General features: G+C 38.9%; 21 protein-coding genes. 9 read left to right on the forward strand and 12 right to left on the reverse strand.

Translation table 11 applies throughout. The annotated features are described in order from the left end of the window. Positions 1–139 precede the first annotated feature (139 nt). From AACZ88_RS11530 to AACZ88_RS11540, 3 genes are all read right to left on the reverse strand, one after another. Complete coding sequence (locus AACZ88_RS11530) at positions 140–841, reverse strand: DUF3307 domain-containing protein (protein ID WP_339710223.1); 702 nt, start codon at positions 839–841, stop codon at positions 140–142. Then, positions 838–1,449, reverse strand: coding sequence for a SatD family protein (locus AACZ88_RS11535; RefSeq protein WP_339710225.1), 612 nt, complete (start codon positions 1,447–1,449; stop codon positions 838–840). Before AACZ88_RS11535 ends, AACZ88_RS11530 begins: the two co-directional genes overlap by 4 nt. Before the next feature lie 111 nt (positions 1,450–1,560). Next, positions 1,561–2,013, reverse strand: a complete 453-nt coding sequence (locus AACZ88_RS11540) for an isoprenylcysteine carboxylmethyltransferase family protein (protein ID WP_339710227.1) — start codon at positions 2,011–2,013, stop codon at positions 1,561–1,563. Between the two features lie 68 nt (positions 2,014–2,081). Here AACZ88_RS11540 and AACZ88_RS11545 point away from each other — a divergent pair, with 68 nt between their 5' ends. The 4 genes from AACZ88_RS11545 (at position 2,082) to AACZ88_RS11560 (ending at position 7,255) form a co-directional block, all read left to right on the forward strand. Next, a complete protein-coding gene (locus AACZ88_RS11545; protein ID WP_339710657.1) occupies positions 2,082–2,660 on the forward strand; it encodes a non-canonical purine NTP diphosphatase in 579 nt (192 codons plus the stop codon). Positions 2,661–2,888: 228 nt separating this feature from the next. Beyond that, on the forward strand, positions 2,889–4,667 hold the full coding sequence (locus AACZ88_RS11550) for a DEAD/DEAH box helicase (protein WP_339710229.1): 1,779 nt from the start codon (positions 2,889–2,891) through the stop codon (positions 4,665–4,667). A 78-nt stretch (positions 4,668–4,745) separates the two neighbouring features. Then, positions 4,746–5,516 carry a carboxypeptidase-like regulatory domain-containing protein gene (locus tag AACZ88_RS11555; protein ID WP_339710231.1) on the forward strand — a complete coding sequence of 257 codons (771 nt, stop codon included), beginning with the start codon at positions 4,746–4,748 and terminating at the stop codon, positions 5,514–5,516. 50 nt (positions 5,517–5,566) lie between these two features. Then, complete coding sequence (locus tag AACZ88_RS11560) at positions 5,567–7,255, forward strand: alpha-amylase family glycosyl hydrolase (protein WP_339710232.1); 1,689 nt, start codon at positions 5,567–5,569, stop codon at positions 7,253–7,255. Between the two features lie 23 nt (positions 7,256–7,278). Here AACZ88_RS11560 and AACZ88_RS11565 read toward each other — a convergent pair whose 3' ends face one another. Both AACZ88_RS11565 and AACZ88_RS11570 read right to left on the reverse strand, forming a co-directional pair. After that, the gene (locus tag AACZ88_RS11565) at positions 7,279–7,806 is read right to left on the reverse strand and encodes an SRPBCC family protein (RefSeq protein ID WP_339710233.1); all 528 of its coding nucleotides are present in this window, start codon (positions 7,804–7,806) and stop codon (positions 7,279–7,281) included. A gap of 44 nt (positions 7,807–7,850) precedes the next feature. Further along, positions 7,851–8,507 (reverse strand): RNA methyltransferase, encoded by a 657-nt coding sequence (locus tag AACZ88_RS11570; RefSeq protein ID WP_339710234.1) that lies wholly within the window; start codon positions 8,505–8,507, stop codon positions 7,851–7,853. A 189-nt stretch (positions 8,508–8,696) separates the two neighbouring features. On the opposite strand from AACZ88_RS11570, the gene AACZ88_RS11575 reads away from it, so the two are divergent. The 3 genes from AACZ88_RS11575 (at position 8,697) to purB (ending at position 11,561) form a co-directional block, all read left to right on the forward strand. Further along, positions 8,697–9,392, forward strand: coding sequence for an NAD-dependent deacylase (locus AACZ88_RS11575; RefSeq protein WP_339710235.1), 696 nt, complete (start codon positions 8,697–8,699; stop codon positions 9,390–9,392). Between the two features lie 217 nt (positions 9,393–9,609). Further along, positions 9,610–10,104, forward strand: coding sequence for an adenylosuccinate lyase (locus AACZ88_RS11580; RefSeq protein WP_339710236.1), 495 nt, complete (start codon positions 9,610–9,612; stop codon positions 10,102–10,104). A 113-nt stretch (positions 10,105–10,217) separates the two neighbouring features. After that, entirely contained in the window at positions 10,218–11,561 is a 1,344-nt protein-coding gene (gene purB, locus AACZ88_RS11585; protein ID WP_339710239.1) for an adenylosuccinate lyase, read from the forward strand. Positions 11,562–11,644: 83 nt separating this feature from the next. On the opposite strand, the gene AACZ88_RS11590 is transcribed toward purB, so the two are convergent. The 5 genes from AACZ88_RS11590 to AACZ88_RS11610 all read right to left on the reverse strand — a co-directional run bounded on the left by AACZ88_RS11590 (position 11,645) and on the right by AACZ88_RS11610 (position 14,856). After that, on the reverse strand, positions 11,645–12,460 hold the full coding sequence (locus AACZ88_RS11590; protein ID WP_339710242.1) for a mechanosensitive ion channel domain-containing protein: 816 nt from the start codon (positions 12,458–12,460) through the stop codon (positions 11,645–11,647). Positions 12,461–12,631: 171 nt separating this feature from the next. Next, positions 12,632–13,171, reverse strand: coding sequence for a DUF4252 domain-containing protein (locus AACZ88_RS11595; RefSeq protein ID WP_339710245.1), 540 nt, complete (start codon positions 13,169–13,171; stop codon positions 12,632–12,634). An 88-nt stretch (positions 13,172–13,259) separates the two neighbouring features. Next, entirely contained in the window at positions 13,260–13,811 is a 552-nt protein-coding gene (locus tag AACZ88_RS11600) for a DUF4252 domain-containing protein (protein WP_339710248.1), read from the reverse strand. 105 nt (positions 13,812–13,916) lie between these two features. Continuing rightward, the gene (locus tag AACZ88_RS11605) at positions 13,917–14,360 is read right to left on the reverse strand and encodes a hypothetical protein (RefSeq protein ID WP_339710251.1); all 444 of its coding nucleotides are present in this window, start codon (positions 14,358–14,360) and stop codon (positions 13,917–13,919) included. After that, the gene (locus AACZ88_RS11610; protein ID WP_339710253.1) at positions 14,347–14,856 is read right to left on the reverse strand and encodes an RNA polymerase sigma factor; all 510 of its coding nucleotides are present in this window, start codon (positions 14,854–14,856) and stop codon (positions 14,347–14,349) included. Before AACZ88_RS11610 ends, AACZ88_RS11605 begins: the two co-directional genes overlap by 14 nt. A 289-nt stretch (positions 14,857–15,145) precedes the next feature. On the opposite strand from AACZ88_RS11610, the gene AACZ88_RS11615 reads away from it, so the two are divergent. Together AACZ88_RS11615 and AACZ88_RS11620 are read left to right on the forward strand one after the other, a co-directional pair. Further along, positions 15,146–16,675 (forward strand): S41 family peptidase, encoded by a 1,530-nt coding sequence (locus tag AACZ88_RS11615; RefSeq protein WP_339710255.1) that lies wholly within the window; start codon positions 15,146–15,148, stop codon positions 16,673–16,675. A 218-nt stretch (positions 16,676–16,893) separates the two neighbouring features. Further along, positions 16,894–18,381 carry a S41 family peptidase gene (locus AACZ88_RS11620; protein ID WP_339710258.1) on the forward strand — a complete coding sequence of 496 codons (1,488 nt, stop codon included), beginning with the start codon at positions 16,894–16,896 and terminating at the stop codon, positions 18,379–18,381. A 73-nt stretch (positions 18,382–18,454) separates the two neighbouring features. On the opposite strand, the gene AACZ88_RS11625 is transcribed toward AACZ88_RS11620, so the two are convergent. Beyond that, on the reverse strand, positions 18,455–19,510 hold the full coding sequence (locus tag AACZ88_RS11625) for a DUF5074 domain-containing protein (protein WP_339710261.1): 1,056 nt from the start codon (positions 19,508–19,510) through the stop codon (positions 18,455–18,457). A 3-nt stretch (positions 19,511–19,513) separates the two neighbouring features. Then, positions 19,514–21,349 carry a TonB-dependent receptor gene (locus AACZ88_RS11630; RefSeq protein ID WP_339710264.1) on the reverse strand — a complete coding sequence of 612 codons (1,836 nt, stop codon included), beginning with the start codon at positions 21,347–21,349 and terminating at the stop codon, positions 19,514–19,516. Between the last annotated feature and the right edge of the window lie 9 nt (positions 21,350–21,358).

The raw sequence follows: 21,358 nt of genomic DNA on the forward strand, positions 1-21,358 counted from the left end.
AGATCGCAAAAGTAAAAATTAATTCAGTCTAAATTTTACAATCAATAAAATAAAACAAAATGGTAGTGGTTTATTGAATTTAAACCTAAAAACATTAGGCACTTTCTAACCATCTCCAATTACATATGTTCAGACTGTTCTATTTGATTTGTGTGTAGATAATACCTGTAACGATGGCCATTCCGAAACTCAGCAAGGTTCCGATCAAGATATACTCGGTAAGTTTTCGGCTGTTACGCTCTTTCAAATCGTTAAATCGAAATACCGATTTTGCCGTGATAAGCAGCCCGATAGCCTCCCACCTACCTAAAATTATAAATGCAAGAACAAATAGCCGTTCTATTATACCTATATATTTACCTGCGTTGGGCAGTGACCTATGATCTAGTTCAATTTGATCGGACATGCCCTCGAGCAGCTTCCCCATAATAATCGCCGCAGGAAAAGTAACAAATACTATGGCTGTGACCAAGGCCCAATCCAATTGTGAAAACAATGAAATCGTATGCGCTGCCAAGTCTGTATAATAAGCGCAAACATAAAGTACTAAAATGTGTAACATTTGATCGATGAAAAAGGGAGTGCTTTTCAACTTGAACAAGTGACCCGCATATAATTTGGAAAGATCAATAAGATAATGTGAAACGGCAATTAGTAGTGCCAACTTCCAGTAATCGACATTCCAAAGCAGTAGTATCGTAAGTGCAAAATGTAGCAGCACATGAATATATAAATACTTTGAGGCTATTTTCTTGGCCTCTTTATGTATTACCCATTTTTTGGGTTGCAACAAGAAATCACCTATTAAATGCGCTAGGAAAAGTTTTATAAATAAAATCATGCTACCATATTTTTGATGTTCTGTGCGTAGTAGTTTAGTAAATCGTATACAAGATCCAACCGCGCCCGCTTTTGACGTTGACTTACGGCAGACTGCCGTATATTAAGTTTTTCGGCTATCTCTTGTTGTGACGCTTCAGGATTTTCTAATGCCAATGCCACGATTTCAGCTGAAACGGAACTCCAGTCATCCATAAAATTCAAAGCCAATTTCAACATGAGATTAAGGGTGCCATCATGATGTTCATTACCTGTAGCCACGGTTAGATTAAGCTTATCTTCCCTTAAAGAATCAAAAATTTTACCTGAACGTTGATAAGCCGGACCATTTGACTCACTTACTCCGGTACCGGCAAAGGTTTCTTCCCCTAGACCAATACCCATTCGTACATCAAGGTTTTTAACCGATTTGATCAATGCCTTAACATGTATTGCTACACGTAAGGCCTCTTCACATGGTACCTTTAGCTGAAATTCGTCTCCCCGATATATCTCCCAATCCATAGGAGATTCTCCCAATTGAGAAAAATAATTCTTCAAGATGCCCAACCATTCTGAACTTGTATGGTTTTGAGAATTAATAATATCGCCAGTGATAATAGCTACCATAAATATATTAGTTAAAACGCTAATATATAAAAATATAAGCTAAAAAGCTAATAATTAAAAATATAAGCATAAAAGCCAATAAAATGACATTATAAGCAAATTCACTAATATTCAAAACCAACGTCTAACATTAGTCACATACTGTTGATACTCTTTCCCAAAAGCCCTGAGCAAAGCTTCTTCTTCAGGCAAAATCTGGAACCGATTCATATACCCGACAAACAAAGCCGCCAAAAGTGTATTGAACGCATTTCCCAACCAAAGACCCCAAGCCAATAATAAAAGAAGAAGCGCCAAGTACATCGGATTTCTAGAATATTTGTAAAGTCCGTCTGTCACCAAACTCGAAACTTTTGAGGGCTTAGTGGGGTCTACTGAAGTTTTGGCCCTAAAAAATTGAATCAACGAAATCAAAATAATGGCTACCGCAACAACCAACAAGCCCCCCATCACATATACCCTACCAAAAAAATCAAAGTAACCGACAGGCAACCATCTCGCATTTAGGTACATCAACAATGCAAAAATTAAAAAGACAAGAAACGGCGGTACTTTTAACTTCATATGAACAAAACGATAAGTGTCTAAAATTACTACTTTTGAAGCAGTTAATAAATGTCACCCTCTTTGCCATGAAAATTGTTTTTGCCACCAATAATCAAAATAAGCTCGATGAGGTCAAATTATTGATTCCGCAACATATTAATCTACTATCACTCCAAGATATCGGTTGCAACGCTGATATTGAAGAATCGGCAACGACCCTCGAAGGAAACGCCCAACTAAAAGCCGACTATGTAACTACTAATTTTGGCTATCCTTGTTTTGCCGATGACACCGGTTTGCTCGTAGCTAGTTTAAATGGGGAGCCCGGGGTGCTTTCGGCCCGATATGCCGGAGAGCAAAAAAGCTCGAACGACAACATGGATAAACTGTTGACCGCTCTTAAAGACAAAAAAAGCAGAGCAGCAAGATTCAAGACTGTAATCGCATTAAACCTCGAGGATCAGCGCAAGTTCTTCACCGGTATTGTAGAAGGAGAAATAATTCATTCGAAAAAAGGAACAAAAGGTTTCGGGTACGACCCCATTTTCAGACCCAATGGCTACAATAAAACATTTGCAGAGCTGTCACTTCAAATAAAAAATAGCATAAGTCATCGCGGCCAGGCCATAAAACAACTTATAGATTATCTGGAAAGCATCTCATGAAACCAAAAAACATCAAAGTCAGGGTGGGCTTCAATAGAATGTTCAGTAAATCTTACCATTATTATTTGAGGTCGAAATTCGGCCTTATGTCATCAATTAAATAATAAAGAGTACCTTTGCCGCTTAATTAACGCCGCCGGTATGGCAGGTGTTGCGCTGAGTCCAATGGGTTATACACGATAATCGCTCTATGCAACACACATATTTGCGATTAAGTAATAACTTATTATGACAAAATTTGAAGCACTAGGGCTTGACAAGTCCCTATTGGATGCAATTGCCGATTTAGGATTCGAAAGTCCTTCAGAAGTACAAGAAAAAGCAATCCCAATTTTATTGGAAGATGAGACCGACCTCGTGGCACTTGCCCAAACAGGAACCGGTAAAACTGCCGCTTTTGGTTTTCCTTTAATTCAAAAAATAAACAGCGAAAGCAGAACTACACAAGGCCTGATTCTTTCCCCAACCCGAGAACTCTGTTTGCAGATTACAAATGAAATGCAGCTGTATTCGAAGTATGCCAAAGGATTGAATACTGTAGCTATTTATGGTGGAGCAAGCATCACCGATCAAGCAAGACAGATAAAAAGGGGAGCACAAATCGTTGTTGCTACTCCCGGCCGAATGAAAGACATGATAGGCCGTGGTCTAGTTGACATCTCAAAAATAGACTACTGTATTCTTGATGAGGCCGATGAAATGTTGAATATGGGCTTTTATGAGGATATCAAAGAAATTCTATCCAATACCCCCAAGGAAAAGTCAACATGGCTATTCTCGGCCACCATGCCCAAAGAAGTTTCGGTAATCGCCAAAAAATTTATGCATAGCCCAAAGGAAATTACTGTGGGAACCAAGAATGCCGGTACTTCAACCGTTCAACATGAGTATTATGTTGTAGGGGGTCGAGACCGATATCCTGCATTAAAAAGATTGGCCGATGCCAACCCTGACATTTTCTCTGTTGTGTTTTGCAGAACCAAAAGAGATACACAAAGAGTAGCCGAAAAACTGATTGAAGATGGTTACAATGCCGGTGCACTACACGGTGATCTTAGCCAGAATCAACGTGATTTGGTCATGGGAGCCTTTCGAAAGAAACAAATTCAAATGCTGGTAGCGACCGATGTTGCCGCCCGCGGAATAGATGTTGATGATATTACCCATGTAATCAACTACCAATTACCCGATGAAATCGAAACGTACACCCACCGCAGTGGTCGTACTGGTAGAGCAGGAAAATCTGGCATATCAATGGTCATTGTCACGCGTAGTGAAATGCGCAAGATCAAAGGGATAGAACAAAAAATAAAGCAAGACTTTATTTCCAAAAAAATTCCGACTGGCATCGAGATATGTGAAATTCAGCTATATCATCTAGCGAATAAAATTAAGGACACTGAAGTAAATAAAGAAGTCGATAATTATCTTCCCGCAATCAACGACGTATTGAACGGCATAGATCGTGAAGAGCTGATTAAAAAAATTATATCTGTCGAGTTTACGCGTTTCTACAATTATTATAGCAAATCGAAAGACTTGAATACTTCGGGTCCTGATTCACGTAGTGAACGAAATAGAAGCAACGAAAGTGGATCTAGTTTCTCCGATAACGGATCTGTACGATATTTCATAAATGTCGGCGAAAAAGATGGGTATGATTGGATGACCTTAAAAGATTTCTTAAAAGATACGCTGAGTTTAGGAAGAGACGACATTTACAAAGTGGATGTAAAAGACAGTTTTTCATTTTTCAATACCGAAGCCTCGGTAACCGATTTGATTCTTTCCACTTTTACGGAATTTAAACTTAACGGAAGGTTCATCAATGTCGAAGTCTCTAAAAACCCTGGAGGGGGCGGTGGTCAAGGTCGGCGTGGCAAAGACAAAGGTCGAGGAAGAAACAAGGATAGAAGCGCTGGTCGACGGAGAGATCGAAGCTCCAATAACAAGGCTGCACATTCCGGCAAAAGACGTAGCAAAAAAAGAAAAAGTGATTTCTTTTAGTTAATTGTATATTAAAAAATACGCTTCGGCGTATTTTTTTGTTTTGTTTAGTATTTTTAAAATCAGGAAATCGAATTAATGGGAAAACGCTTATTTTTATTTTTTGTGCTTGTCAGTGTCATTGGGTTTTCTCAAGATACACAAGAAAACGACAGATTAGAGGCTATTGTCGTCAATGCCCAAACGGGTGCTACCATGTCAAGCGTACATGTCGTAAACCTTAATCAGGTTAAAGGAACCATTACCAATAAAGACGGTGAATTTTCAATTCCCGCAGTCGTAAATGACACCCTATATTTTTCTTTTCTGGGTTTTAAATCACAAAAAATCAGGGTTACCAACGATATGTTTAAGTTTGGACAAACAAAAATATCGCTGACAGAATTGGCCTATGCACTTGAAGAAGTTATCGTTCGCCCCTATCAGCTTACGGGCTATTTGGAAATAGATGTTAAAAACCTTCCTATCAACAACGCCTATCAGTATAGCATTTCAGGTCTCTCCGTAGGTTATGAAGCAGGTAAAAAAAATCCGAGTGCCGTAACCAAAGTGCTAGGAGCTATACTCAACCCTGCAGACTTACTGCGTAATCTGTTTGGAAAAAAGCCCAATCAAATGCGCAAACTGCGCCAAGTAAAGGAAGATGATCAAATACGTGATCTTCTGGCATCTAAATTTGATAGGGAAACACTAATAGAACTTCTTCAAATCGAAAAAGTAGACATTGAAGACATACTTAACAATTGCAGTTACTCCAAATCATTTATTACCACAGCGAACGATCTTCAAATACTCGATGCCATTAGTAGCTGTTACGAAGAATTCAAAGTTTTGAACAGGGAAAAATAAATTTTATATTTCCCCTAGCATTTTATAGCTTTAGATAAAAATAGATGTCTATGAAAAAACTGCTAGTCGCTGTTTCTATTTTTATCATTTTCTTTTCCTGCAAAGAAAAAAAACAACCAACCAAAGAAACGGCCATAGTGACCAATACCATCCCTGATTCGACCAAAAGCATTCCGTTCTACTGGGAAGGGGCAAATATCTATTTTTTATTGACCGATCGTTTCTACAACGGGAACGGACAAAATGATACAAACTTTGACAGAACAAGCCCCACTGGTCCTTTACGTGGTTTTATGGGGGGGGATCTTCAAGGTATCGCCCAAAAAATACGCGAAGGCTATTTTACAAAACTGGGCGTTAATGCTATTTGGTTTACGCCTATCGTAGAACAAATTCATGGCGATACTGATGAAAGTACTGGAAACACGTCTGGCTACCATGGCTATTGGGCCAAAGATTGGACGGCCATCGACCCTAATTTCGGCACGAGGGAAGACTTGGAGAGCTTAGTAAAAACCGCTCATGCCAAAGGAATTCGTATTCTGATGGATGTTGTCTTGAACCACACTGGGCCTGTTACCGATTCAGACCCCGTTTGGCCCGCCGATTGGGTTCGAACGGGACCACTATGTGATTTTACCACCTACAAGAATACTACAAGTTGTACATTGGTCGAAAATTTACCCGATATATTGACCGAATCTGACGAGCCGGTCAAATTACCCGACCCACTTTTGGCCAAATGGAAAGAAGAAGGCCGACTCAGCACCGAACTTGATGAATTGCAATTATTTTTTGAACGTACCGGTTACCCTAGAGCCCCAAGGTTCTATATTATAAAATGGTTGACCGACTATATCAATGACTTCGGAATTGACGGTTTTAGGGTCGATACCGTAAAACACGTTAATGAAAATGCTTGGACAGAATTGTACAAAGAAGCTTCATACGCTTTTGAAACGTGGAAGAAAAAAAACCCTGATGAAATCTTGGATGACAAGCCTTTTTTTATGGTAGGGGAAGTCTACAACTATGGTATCTCTGGCGGAAGAACATATGATTTTGGCGATAGAAAAGTTGATTATTTTAACCACGGGTTTAAAAGCTTGATCAATTTTGAGCTAAAAAAAGATGGTAAAAAAAATTATGAAACCATATTTGCCAAATACAGTACACTGCTGCATACTGAATTGAAAGACCAGAGTGTTCTAAACTATTTAACATCACACGATGACTTGGAGCCTTACGACAAACAGCGTAAAGAGCCATTTAAAACAGCCAATATATTATTATTAACACCTGGTGCCTCACAGATTTATTATGGCGATGAAACAGCTAGAAGCCTTACCATTGAAGGTACCGATGGTGATGCTACATTACGTTCTTTCATGAATTGGGAAGAGCTAGATAGCCTAAAGAACATACAAGAAATACATGCTCATTGGCAGAAAGTTGGAAAATTTCGCCATGATCACCCAGCCATTGGTGCTGGTAAACATAAAAGGTTAGGCAAAAAACCATATGTTTTCAGTAGAACCTTTATTGATGGTGATTTTAAGGACAAAGTGGTTGTAGGATTAGATTTACCGAAGGGTAAAAAATCTCTATGGGTCAAAGGTTTTTTTGGGGATGGCACAAAATTATTCGATACGTATTCACAAACAGAAATAATGGTCAAAAACGGGAAAGCTATTTTAGATAATAATAATGATATTGCTCTTTTAGAATTAGCTAAATAGATGGCCATCTAACAAGCGTTTCCCTATTTTTCTAGAACATCCTTCATGTTGTTTAAGCCTTCTTCAAAATCTTTGCCGACCATTTTATCCATACTCCTGAACAATATCATAATGTTCATTGGAAACCTATTACCCCCCATAAAGCCCCAAATGACTTTTGTCTGACCATGTTGTTCATCTTCAACCTGAAGATAGCAATCGGAGGTCGATTTCCAAGGTTTCAAAAACCTTAGTTCCGACTCTATTCGTTCACCATCAATAACCTTCATAATCTCTTGTTCGCCCTCACCGACATCTTTATTACCGTTCCAATAACTGATTGCCCCTACCTCACCATCAATTCCCGTAAACCTTTTTTTCATATTGGGATCTCGCGTCGCCCATGGAGACCACTCATCCATTTTTTTGAGGGATTTCAGATACTTAAAAACCTCGATCCTTGGCTTCGAAATAATAATAGATCTGGAAACATGGTAGGTCTTTGGTGCAATCAACATCAATAGTACGATAAGTACGGTAATACCCCCTATAATATAAATTAAAATCGTCATTTAACTGAACATTAGCTGGTTAACCCTTAAATGTAGAGAGAAAATTAATTTTTCCCATAATACCTCGCCAAAATATCATCAATACTTCGTATTGACTTTTTGGACCAATCCAAATGCTTTTCTAGCTTTTCCTCTTCGGTCAACTGCCAATCAATTTTTTCTTTTCTAAGTTTCGTAGTCAGGTGCTGCAGTATTATTGCGGCAGATACCGAAATATTCAGACTCTCGGTAAAACCTTCCATAGGGATTTTCAAATATCCGTCGGCGGCATCTAATACTTCCTTGCTCAATCCTTCTTTTTCCGTACCAAAAAAAAGGGCTGTTTTTCCCTCAAACTTAAAATCGTTAAGCATACAACTCTCGTTATGGGGTGATGTCGCTACAATACGATATCCTTTGTTTTTAAGTTCTTTTATGCAATCGGAACTACTGGCATAAGTGTGTACATCTACCCATTTTTGGGCGCCCATAGCAATATTTTCGTCAAGCCGTTTACCAAACCGACCTTCAATTACATGTGCCTCTTGCACACCAAATACCTCGCAACTTCGCACCACGGCACTGGTATTATGTAATTGAAAGACATCTTCGATCGCTACGGTAATATAATTTGTACGTCGTTCCAAAATACTTTCGAAACGGTTTTTTCGATCTTCTGTAATGAAGCCTTCCAGGTACGACAAAAGTTTAAGGTCGATCATAGGGCTAAAATTACTAAAAGCAATTTTATTTTGAGAATATTGAGGTTAGCCCTACTACGCTGACCTCAGCCACCTATTGTCAAATATACACGTAAAGTAAAAAAATGTAGCAATCTGCTTTATGTTTAAAAAATTTAAAATTAATTTAAACAAATTATAGTTTTTTTATAAAAAGTCTATTTTAGCCCAATGAAGCAAAGAATCGTAGTTCTTACAGGAGCTGGAATAAGTGCTGAAAGTGGAATCAACACTTTTCGAGATGCAGATGGCCTATGGGAAGGCCATGACGTAGCAAAGGTTGCCTCGCCCTTTGGATTTGCCAAGAATCCTGCGTTAGTATTGGACTTCTATAACCAAAGAAGAAAGCAGCTGTTACAAGTGTTACCCAATAAGGCCCATAAGGCTTTAGCCCGTCTAGAAGATAAATTCGATGTAACCATTATAACCCAAAATGTTGATGATTTACACGAGCGAGCAGGTAGTTCACTTGTCTTACACCTACACGGAGAATTACTAAAGGTAAGAAGTACGGGAGATCCTAGTTTAATTTTAGATTGGAAAAAAGACCTCAACCTTGGTGATAATTGTAAAAATGGTTATCAATTACGCCCCCACATTGTATGGTTCGGAGAGGAAGTGCCCTTGCTTGAAGAGGCAGTATACCTCACCCAAAATGCCGATATACTACTCATCATTGGAACTTCATTACGGGTATACCCGGCAGCTGGTCTAGTAAATTATGTCAAGCACGGAGCTCCAATTTATTTTATAGACCCCAAACCCAATGTTAAAGAAGTCGATTATATGAACTTGACCATAATACCTCAAAATGCTACCGAAGCGGTACCCCTTGTGGTGTCTGATTTGGTGGGCCGGGCCATTTAGGGCGTTTCAAAACTTTTTATTCGATACCACGATGATTGACCTATTTAAAAAATTGCTATTATAAACCCCCTGAGTATTGGTCATCCCACCAAGTATTTTTTTTATACAACTATTGTTTTAAATTGAAGGTCATAAACAAAGGTATACCTCAGTGAACAATCAAGAATTATACGAATCATTAAACTATGTAAACCACTCTCGCGAAAAACGATCGGAAATGGCCGAGATAATCTTACAAAACCCTGAATTGATTTCTCCGCTTATAAAGATTGCCTTTGACGTTAATGACCCGATTTCAAGTAGGGCATGTTGGGTCATGGAGTTTACCGCCAAACAAAACCTTTCGTATATTTATCCCCATCTTGACTATTTTACCTCAAATCTAAAGTCGGTACACTTAGATTCATCGGTAAGACCGGTTGCCAAAATATGTGAATACCTCATCAGTGCTTATTTTTTAAAGGCTGACCCTGCTGTACAAAAGGTTTTGAATCAGACTTTTTTAGCCCGCATCGCCACCGCTTGTTTCGACTGGCTCATTGGAGAGCATAAAGTGGCCGCCCAAGCTTATTCCATGACGTGTTTACTACTTTTGGGAAGAAAAATTCATTGGATCCATGAAGAACTAAAACTGGTTCTTGAACAAAATTACGCTAATGGCAGTGCCGCATATAAGGCAAGGGCGCGAATGACATTGGCCCAACTAAAATAACCTAAATACCTATTTAGAGTTATTATACCACAACAATCGGCGAGAGAAACTTTTAAACTCCCATGCTTATAAGTATCTTTGCCCTTTTCTAAATTAAACCAAATTCATAACAGATGTCTTTAGACGCATTGACCGCTATTTCCCCTATTGATGGGCGTTATAGAACTAAAACCGAGAGCTTGGCCAACTTTTTTTCAGAAGAAGCCCTCATCAAATATAGAGTAAGGGTAGAAATTGAATACTTCATCGCACTTTGTGAAATTCCATTACCACAACTATCTACTTTCGACACTTCAAAATTTGAAGTATTGCGTGAGATCTATCGAAATTTCGATACTTCAGATGCGAGGGAAATCAAAGAGATCGAAAAAATTACAAATCATGACGTAAAAGCCGTCGAGTACTTTATCAAATCGGCTTTTGACAAGCTGGGGCTTGCAAAATTCAAAGAATTCATTCATTTCGGTTTAACATCCCAAGACATAAACAACACTGCCATTCCTTTATCCATAATGGAAGCGTTAAACAAAGTTTATGTACCCGAATTCTTTAATGTACTTAATAAATTAAAAGCATTATCCATCGAATGGGCCGAGATACCCATGTTGGCCCGTACCCATGGTCAGCCGGCATCCCCTACCCGTCTTGGCAAAGAGATTGATGTTTATGTCACGCGATTAAATGAACAATTCAATTTACTGAACGACATACCAAGTGCCGCAAAGTTTGGTGGGGCGACAGGAAATTATAATGCCCATAAGGTAGCCTATCCCCAGATTGACTGGAAATCATTCGGACAAAACTTTGTTCAATCTACTTTAGGCCTGCACCACTCCTTCCCTACTACACAAATAGAGCATTACGACCATATGGCAGCGCTGTGCGACGCGTTGAAACGCGTTAATACTATTGTACTAGATCTTGATAGGGATTTCTGGACGTATGTCTCAATGGATTATTTCAAACAAAAAATTAAAGCAGGAGAGGTTGGTTCTTCGGCCATGCCTCATAAAGTCAACCCTATCGATTTTGAGAACTCCGAAGGAAATTTAGGTATTGCCAATGCTATTTTTGAGCATTTATCGGCAAAACTACCCATTTCTAGACTGCAACGAGACCTTACGGACAGTACGGTTCTAAGAAATGTAGGCGTACCGTTTGCACATACCCTTATTGCCTTTCAATCTACCTTAAAGGGGTTAGGGAAATTATTATTGAACGCCGAAAAATTCAATCAAGATCTGGAAGATAACTGGGCCGTGGTGGCTGAGGCGATTCAAACCATATTGAGACGTGAGGGCTACCCTAATCCGTATGAAGCGCTAAAGGGATTGACTAGAACGAACGAAAGAATAAATCAAACCTCGATTGGGGATTTCATTGATACTTTAGAAGTTTCCGATGCTATTAAGAAAGAACTGAAAGCGATAACACCTCAGAACTATACCGGTATTTAATACGATAGCGATATGAACATATAAAAAGACCCGACAAGTTTGAATGTCGGGTCTCTTTAGTTTATTCAAGTTCTATTAATTTGTTAATCCTTCTTCTGAATTTGAACCCTGTGTGGGTATGGTATCTCAATTTCTGCAGCGTCTAATGCTAATTTACTACCTTCAATGGTGGCAAAATAAACATCCCAATAATCTTCAGGCTTACAGAAAGGACGTACGGCAAAATTCACAGAACTATCAGCCAATTCAGAAACATTTACTGACGGTGCCGGATTTTCAAGTACTTTAGGATTGGAAGTCAAAACAGCCAATAATACATCCTTGGCTTTTTTGATATCTTCCCCATAACCGATTCCAACGGTCGTATCAACACGCATTTTTCCTTCAGCGGTATAGTTGATAATATTCCCATTGGCCATAGCTCCGTTGGGCACAATGGCCAATTTATTCTGAGGTGTGACCAGTTTTGTAGTAAAAATCTCAATTTCCTTTACACTGCCCAAAACTCCTTGGGCCTCTATCAAATCGCCGATTTTATAGGGCTTGAATATGATAAGTAATACGCCCCCGGCGAAATTGCCCAATGATCCCTGTAAGGCCAGGCCAATTGCAAGACCAGCCGCAGCGATCAGAGCCGCCAAGCTTGTTGTTTCTACTCCTAAGGTAGAAATTACTGTGATAATCAAGAAAATCTTTAAGGTCCAAGAAATAAGGCTTACTAAAAATTTCTGAAGCGATTCATCGTAATGTTTTTTGTTCATTACGTTTTTTAAGACTCTAGTTATTTTCTTTATAATCCACGAACCAATAAGGTAGATTAAAATTGCTCCCAATACTTTTGGGCCATAATCAACGACAAAATCAATTGCCTTGTTCATCCAAATTTCTGCGTCTTTCATAATTAATGGTTTTTATTTAATGTTTATAGTTAGACGAATATAATCAATACCCTCTTAAAAATAAACAGTTTACCAAAATCGTGAAAAACTTAATATGCCAAAAAAGATAAAATCCGTTTCAAGGTTGAAACGGATTTTTTTTTTAGCATATGAACAGATTTGAATGTTGATCTAACTTCTAATCAGCTCTCCTATCTCTTTAAGTCCTTCTCCATTATAATCGCTTTTCTCAAGGGCTTTTATAACCTGAAAAAAATTGGCGGGATTCATGTCGTTGCCCAATACCCGTACCAGCAAAAACCCTTTGTCATCATTATCTCCGTAAATGACCACTTCATCAATAGCATCGTCTTTACCCAAATATTTAATGGTCGCCCTACCAAAACTAGTGTTTATTTTCATCAGTTCGGTGAATCGGCCGTTACCGAGAATAGCCTTTACATTTGCCTTTTCAGTCTGGTATTCAGACGCATTTTTGACGGTCTTCTTAAAAGCCAAGATATTCAACTTCTTTAAAGATTCAAAAGCCTCTTTTTGGGTTTCTGTCATGGCCTCATTTTTCATCTGCAACAAACTTACAGGCAGATCAACCGAAAGAAAATTGGGGTTTTCGGAATTATTGACATAATACTCCTGCAAACTAGTTGTTGAAGAACATGCCACCATGGCCGCAACCAAGGTCAATACAAAAATTGTTTTCATTGTTTTCATGCTGTTTTTTTTTGATTGTGATCAATTACATTCATACCACAGGGTGATAATATTTCTTGATGAACAGAACCTGCAGTACGTACATTTCTTAATTTCCCTTTCGGGCCTTACCCAATTGGTCTCCGCCCGGTAAATCCATCTTTTCAGTCAACTTGGCAATTTTTCGAAGATCGATATCCCCTGTCAATGAAAGCAGTACAGTTTCCAATTTTCTCCCATTGATTTCTATGTTTTGATCACTGATACCCGTAACCAACATCAAAAGGTCTTTGACGTGATTCTCATCTTTCCCTTCCTTGACATAGAATTTCACATTTGAATCACCATCTTTTACACGCATTAATTCTTCATAAGCGGCACCTTTCAGGCGGTTGTTCACCCAGTTTCCGACATCTTTGGATATAGCAGCATCTTCTGTGGTCATCACTTTAAAGCTTGTAATGCTATTTACCAAAGCGAAAAAATCTTGTGCTTCGGGATCGTCTGAACTTACACTCATTTTACCAAGCATTTGAAACATTTTTGGTTGCATCGACACGTAGGTCACCCCATCATTGTCTTCGTACTTTTCAAAAATATCTTGGCTAAAAATAAAGGTGGGTATTACCACTAAAATAAATATTGCAATTTGCTTTTTCATCTTTTTAATTTTTCTATTGTTATTAAATATACTCCAATGCCCGTTTCAATTCACGAACACCATACTTGAATATCCGGGAGGCTCTCAACGCCACCCCATTCATACTTACTGCTCTTTGATTAAAAATTTATTTGTATTCCTTTCAAATTCCTCTAAATACGACAGCTGCTTCGTACCCTTGCTGAAATTATGGGTAAATAAGGCCAATGCCTCTTGAGCCGATGCAATTTCTTCTTGAGTGTATTCGCTTTCCAAGGTAACGATTGCACGCTCTTTTAGGTACAGCCCAAAACATAATGCTACGACGGCAGCAACAGAAAACCATTTGTAAATATTCTTACGTGACTTTCCGCTTATCGGAAGTGAAACTTGTCGGGTATAACGTTCTTTCTTTGCCAAGGAAACATATTGGAACATGGGCGCGTATTTTTCCAAATGAGGGGCAACATTTCCTTTTTGGTAATACCTTCGCAATGCTTCTTCTTCTGCGCCTGTTGCGGTCGCTTCGAAGTATTTTTCCAATAGCTCTTCTATATTATCCGATTCCATAACTATGTTTTTCCATTAATTTCTCCCTAACGGTTTTTCTTGCTCTTGACAGTGCCGCCCTAATTGCTGTAGGCTGCATATTCATAATCTCCGATATTTCATCAAAACTATACGCCTCAACATCGCGTAACTGTAATATTAATTTTTGCTTCTCGGGCAATCTATCCATAATCTTCTCTACCCATGCCACACTATCATTGACCTCGACCTGCTTTTGTAAAGAACTTCCCTTATCGCTATAATTGGTATGCACCAATTTTAAATTTCCGGCCTGTTTTGATTTTAGCCGGTCTAAACAGAAATTTTTGGTCATTGTCATGGCAAAAGCCTCTACGTTCCTATACCCGCCAATAGCCTTCTTTTTAGACCATAACTTCAGCAAAATTTCTTGAGTAGCATCTTCCGCCTCTTCTGTAGACACTAGCAAACGCTTTGCCAATCTGTATAATTTATCTCTAAAGGGCATTACCATGCTTAAAAACTCCGCTTGTTGCATTTTTGGTTGTATTGTTTGCAAGGCTCTATTAACCGTTCTCATTAGCAAGACGAGACACGGGAGGTTTTGTTACAATTTTTTTATTGTTGATCATGCAAGTACATTGACTGACTATTCTTCTTTACAACAAAAGTAAGTGTAAACGTTGATTTTAATTCACTTGAGGGTGCTTTCATCTTTTCATGTATTGGTAAAAATTAAGAATGCCAACATAAGCATGGGCCAATAGGCTCCTAAATTTATATTTTAAGTAGTTTTGCTTGATGCCTTGACCATATAAATACAACAAATGAAAAAGCACCTGCTACTTTTCCTTTCGCTAGGACTTGTATTTTCGAATTGCAAGAAGAACGATGACACGGTTATCGAAGAAGAAGAAATAGTAGAAGAAACGGGGGAAGAACTAATCGAAGCCAATATAACAGTTCAAAACTTTATGTGGCAAACCATGAATGCTTATTATTTTTGGCAAAGTGATGTTAACGATCTAACCGATGATCGTTTTAGTACCTATGCCGACTATACTTCATACTTGAGTGACTTTCCCGATCCAACAGATTTCTTTTATGATGAACTCCTATTTTCTGAAGATAAATTCAGTTATTTAAGTGAAAACTATCGTGATTTATTAAACGCTTTCGTTGGAATCTCAAAAAGCAATGGCGTCGAATTCGGTTTATCCCGTTTTTCAGATAGTGATGCAATATTTGGGTATGTACGTTATATCGTACCTAATTCTGATGCAGCGTCAAAAGAAATAAAAAGAGGTGATATTTTTACGGGAGTTAACGGCCAAACACTTACGATCAGTAATTACGAAGACCTTCTCTTCGGTGATTCCAACACTTATACCTTGAATATGGCTGATATTGCCAATAATACAATAACACCAAATGACAGAGAAGTTGTCTTGACAAAAGAGGATAATTTAGTCGAGGACCCACTGCTGGTCAGCAAAATCTTAGAGGTAAGTGGCCAAAGAATTGGATACTTGATGTACAACCAATTTACAGGTGGTTCGGAAGCACAGCTCAACCAGGCCTTTGGGGAATTCAAATCTGCAGAGATAACAGACCTTGTCTTAGATTTAAGGTATAACCTTGGTGGTTTAGGCTTTACGGCCAATGTACTGGCGAGCTTAATTCACAGTGCCGATGAGGAAGAGCTTTTTTACAAGGTAAGGTACAATGATAAGATACAGGGAACATTGGAGCCAGGGTTCGGAGAAACCTTTTTTACGGCCACTACGGGCAACGCCAATGGAAACACAAATGCACCCTTGAACAATTTAAATCTTGGAAGGGTTTTCATAATAGCTACAGATGGTTCTGCATCTTCAAGTGAACTGGTGATGAACAGTCTAGCCCCATACATTGAAGTCGTACATATCGGTACAACTACGGTAGGCAAAAATCAAGGTTCGGCCACCTTTGTCGATGACCCCGGGAATGGCAATGTTTACGATGAGGAACGTGAAAACAACATTAACCCCGATAATCAATGGGCCATTCAACCCATAATTATGCTTGCCGAAAACGCAGATGGGTTTTCTGATTACTACAATGGCCTTGTACCAAATATAGAGCTTGAAGAAGATATTGAAAACATGGGTGTTCTTGGCGATATCAACGAACCGTTGCTGGCTAGGACACTTCAAGAAATAACGGGTGCAAGTGCCAAAAGAACTTTTAACGTTCACTTTCCTGTGAATTTGATAACCAGCTCAAAAATGTTCACTCCTATGAAAGACAACTTGATTATCGAAAAAGTACCCACGGCTTTAAAATCAAATCTTGCCATACCATTTAAAAACGAATGAATTTTGAATTTTGAAATGGTGGTCATAAATGAATCTTGACGCTCTTAAGACCATCATTGTTAATGATTTACAACTTTTTTTCAAAAAGTGTAAATAAATTAGAAAACCATAGACTAAATATTTACGTAAATACGTTATGCCTAAGGTAATGAGCCTCAAATCATTTGTAAAATCATGGAATGGTTATTGAAATGGTTTTTGCCTATTAAAATAAACCTATGAAAAAATATGTAGTACTGTTCCTTTCCTTGGGGCTTTTATCCCTCTCTTGCAGTAAAGATGATGACAGTTTAATTAATCCGACAGGTCCGGATCCGGATCCAAATGCCAATGTTGATGTGCAAGATTTTATGTGGAAAGCTATGAATTCTTGGTATTTCTGGCAGGCCGAAGTCTCAAATTTAGCAGATGATAAATTTCCGAATACTACGGAAGGAGCGAAAGCATATACCGAGTTTTTGGCATCGGAAAGTGACCCGGCCGCGTTTTTTGAGGACGCTTTGCTTTATTCTGAAGATCGATTTAGTTTTTATTCCGACGATTATGAAACCTTGACAAAATCATTATCCGGCATTTCAAAAAGCAACGGTCTTGAATTCGGGTTGGTACGCTTTTCTGATAGTGACGATGTTTTCGGATATGTTCGCTACATCATCCCGAACTCAGATGCTGCTACCAAAGATATCAATCGAGGTGATCTTTTTACCGGCGTCAATGGAAGAACGCTTACCATTGATAATTACACAAGCCTTCTTTTTGGTGATGAAGATACCTATACTTTGAATATGGCCACTATCGAGGGTGAGGTGATTACTCCTTCCGACAAAGAAGTTTCGCTTACTAAAATGCCCGATTTGGCCGAAAATCCCATTTTTCTAGATGAAACTTTTGAAATAGGAGGGCAAAAAATAGGCTATTTAGTATACAATGCCTTTACCAATGAATATGATGAAGAGTTAAACGAAGTGTTCGGACGTTTTGTCGACGCGAATATTACCGATCTTGTATTAGATCTTCGCTATAACCCGGGAGGATCCGTGAATACCGCACGTTTATTATCCAGCATGATTTACGGTGCCAATACAGATGAATTATTCTTAAGGCAACGTTGGAACGACAAAATACAAGAGCAACTTAGCACCGAGCAATTAGAAGATTACTTTGCAGACAAGACAAGCGGAAAATCAACATTGAAAACATTGAATTTAAGCAAGGTCTATATTCTTGCCACGGGCAGTTCGGCTTCCGCTAGTGAGTTGGTCATTAACGGACTAGCACCATACGTTGATGTTGTACATATTGGCGAAACCACACGTGGAAAGAATGAATTTTCTATTACAATGGTCGATGATGCAGAGGGCAGTTACATCTATAACCCTGAAAGGGAAAACAAAATTAATTCCGATAATCGATGGGCCATTCAACCCTTAGTCGGAAGAAACGAAAACGCCGATGGCTTCTCTGACTATACCAATGGACTTGTACCTGATATTGAATTGCAGGAAGATATTTCAAACCTTGGTGTATTAGGTGATTTACAAGAGCCTCTTTTAGCCAAGGCCATACAGGAGATAACCGGTTCCGCTACCGGAAAAAAAGATTTCACGGTTCAAATGCCAGCAAACGTAATGACAAGCTCGAAAATGTTCGCGCCCCTAAAGGATAATATGTTTCTTGATAAACCAATTAACATCAACCTGAATTAACAAAAACGATAGGAATAAAAAAACGGCTTGGTTTAACACCAAGCCGTTTTTTGTATTGAATTGTCTTAGGTCACTATTCATTAAAATAAACACCCCCTGGAATAATCCCCATAGTCAAGCTAGTCAAACTATCTTTAGTAGCGATATCATAAATGCTCAACGTACCGTTACTGGCGTAATCTTTGGCATCGGTACCATATAATTTTCCTTCATTCACCGTCATACTATAAAAACTTAGTCCGGAAAGATATTCTTCTGTAGGAAGGGCATCATCAGAAGGGTCCATTTTATAGACCGCACCCCCCATTTGGTAATACAACATATCTTGATCTATTCCCAAACTTCCGGGATGCTGTGTAGATTCAAAATCAAGATTTACAACTTCAAAGGTAGTCGTATTTATTTTGGAGAGTGCCCCTCCTGTTTCCCCTAGGTATCCAGGGTTTCCACTCGCAAGTACCCAAAGATTTCCCGAACTATCGAATTGCATTGAATTTGGCATATCACCTACCGTGATGGTCGTAGTTACCGAATTGGAGGAGGTATTGATTACCGAAATTTGATTATTGGTGCTGAATGCTCCACTATTCGCCACATAAAGGGCGTTGCCATTTACCAACAAACGCTCAGGACCAAGTGGTACCGAAATGGTACTTACTACCGTGTTTGACACTAAATCGATTACCGCAATAAAATCATCGGTTTCATCTGCCGTATCACCCCAATTGCTCACATAACCCGTGCCATCGACTGCTACAAAATACCTGGGGTTGTTCAACCCTTCTGTAATTTCAGCCTGTTTTTCGAAAGTATCTCGGTTTACAATATTAATTTTGTTCGATACATTGGCTACGATATAGGCCAAATCACCATCAAAGCTCATTGATTGTACAATATTGCCTAAATCTTCGTTGTTTACCTTGTTAAAAATGGAATGTTCCACATTTAAAAAATCCTCAGAAATAAAAGAAACCGTGCCGCTACCATTATTGAAGGGGCCTTCGTTCGTTACGAAAAGTCCTGTTTCATAATCTCCTCCGGGCAAGTCTACGACTTCATCGTCATCGCTATCACAGGAAGTCAAAAGCCCAATGGCCAAGGCCCAAATACATACATTTCTCGTGTTCATAATTTAAAATTTAGCTGTAATTTGAATTAAAAAGTTTCTATCAGGCATCGGCCTGTACGCCACATTCTGGTATTCTTCGTTAAAAAGGTTGTTGATCCTCAATCCCATTTTCAGGTGTAGTCCTTTCAATCTCAACACCTCATAGTGTCCGCCAAAATTAACTAAGGTATAGCCTGGGAGGTGATTACTTTCGTCGGTCGTAATGTAGACCGAATCGTTTAAAAGCGTCTGCACATAAAATTCAAAACGCTGAAAAACGTAGTTCAGCGAGCCGTTTATCTTGTGCAATGGAACGTATATTAATTGTTTTTCCGTTGTGCGATCGATAGATTTGGTATATGCCCAAGCCGCATCAAATTCAAAATGATGTTGTTCCCAATTATTTTTATAGTTCAATGAAGTTTCCAAACCATACTGCCTGGCCTCTTGAATATTTTGTGGCACCCAAAGTCCGGTAGTATCGGGGCGCCACTGGATCATATTTTCTAAATCGATATAAAAGGCGGTAAGTTCTAAACTGACCTTGTCAACTTTGAATAACTGGCCCAATTCAGCTTGATACGAAGTTTCAGGAACCAAATTTAAATTTCCGGCCCCCAACCAGTATAAATCATTAAAGGTGGGCAGTCGAAAGTTCTTAGAGGCACTTGCTTTGAGCAAGTAGAAATCGCTGAATGCATAACTGCCATTTACCGTCAACAATAGTGGACTCTCAAAATCATTGACCCAATCTTTTCGAATACTTAAACCGTAATGTAGGCGGTCTGTCGGGCGATGAGTCGCTAATATAGTACCCGACCATTGGTCCCTTTTCGCATTATCTAACGAAGACCCTTGGCCTTCAACTCTTTTGTAATCAACAAGCCCGTTCAAAGTAAAACCGCCCCAGGCTTGCTTATGGTCGTACCCCCCTATTAGCGTGTTAACTTTCCCAAAAGAATGATTGGGTGTATTCTTGTTGGCATAATATTCATAGCGTTCAAACAAGTGTGCCAGTTTGAATTTTATCATTTTTTCGTTCGTAAAACGAACCATTTCCAGTAAAGATCGAGTATTGACATCTTTATACTTATCATCTGAGGGTGCTGTCAACGTACCCGATAAATTTCGGTCACCAAAAAAGGTATTATGGTGCAGCTTGAGCAGCCACTGTTTTGTAAAGAAATATCCAGAATTGATATTAACGTTCAAATGATCATATTCCCCATTTTCGTTCTTTTGATCCGTACCTAGGTAATCATAATCATTGTCGGAGTTCATATAATTCAATCCAAAATCCAATGCGAAAGAGTTGGAGCCGTACGAGGTTTTGAAATTGAGATTTTCTGTATTGTAACTACCATAACCGAGTTGTAACACATTATCGAAATGATTTTCAAAAGCAAGCATATTGTTCAAGTGAATGCTTCCCCCAATTGCCCCACTACCATATTGCACGCTACCGCCACCACTTCTAATGGCAATTCCGTCATAGTTCTGCGGAATTAATGCTCCAAAGTCCGTTTGACCGGTCAAAGGCGAGTTGATATTGATACCGTTCCAAACTACGGCCGTATGCTGCGCATTGGTTCCTCGAAAGGAAGGGGAAGAAACCATTCCATAGCCATTTTCCTTAAAATAAATACTCGAATTAAAGCGGAGCATGTCGGTAAACGTCGGATTTGTTCGCTCGACCACTCCTTTTGAAAGCGTTTTGATTTTAATACCCTCGGCAAAACGATATAGCCTTGCATCACTGAGAACGACTTCTTCCAACTGTATAATACTGTCGTTTTGGGCAACGGCCGAACCGCTACCAAAGAGTATTGCTATAAGTAATAGAAGTATTCTGTTTGCCATATTTACAAA

This window comes from uncultured Kriegella sp. (genome assembly GCF_963975415.1).
In the GTDB taxonomy this organism is placed as follows: Bacteria; Bacteroidota; Bacteroidia; order Flavobacteriales; family Flavobacteriaceae; genus Kriegella.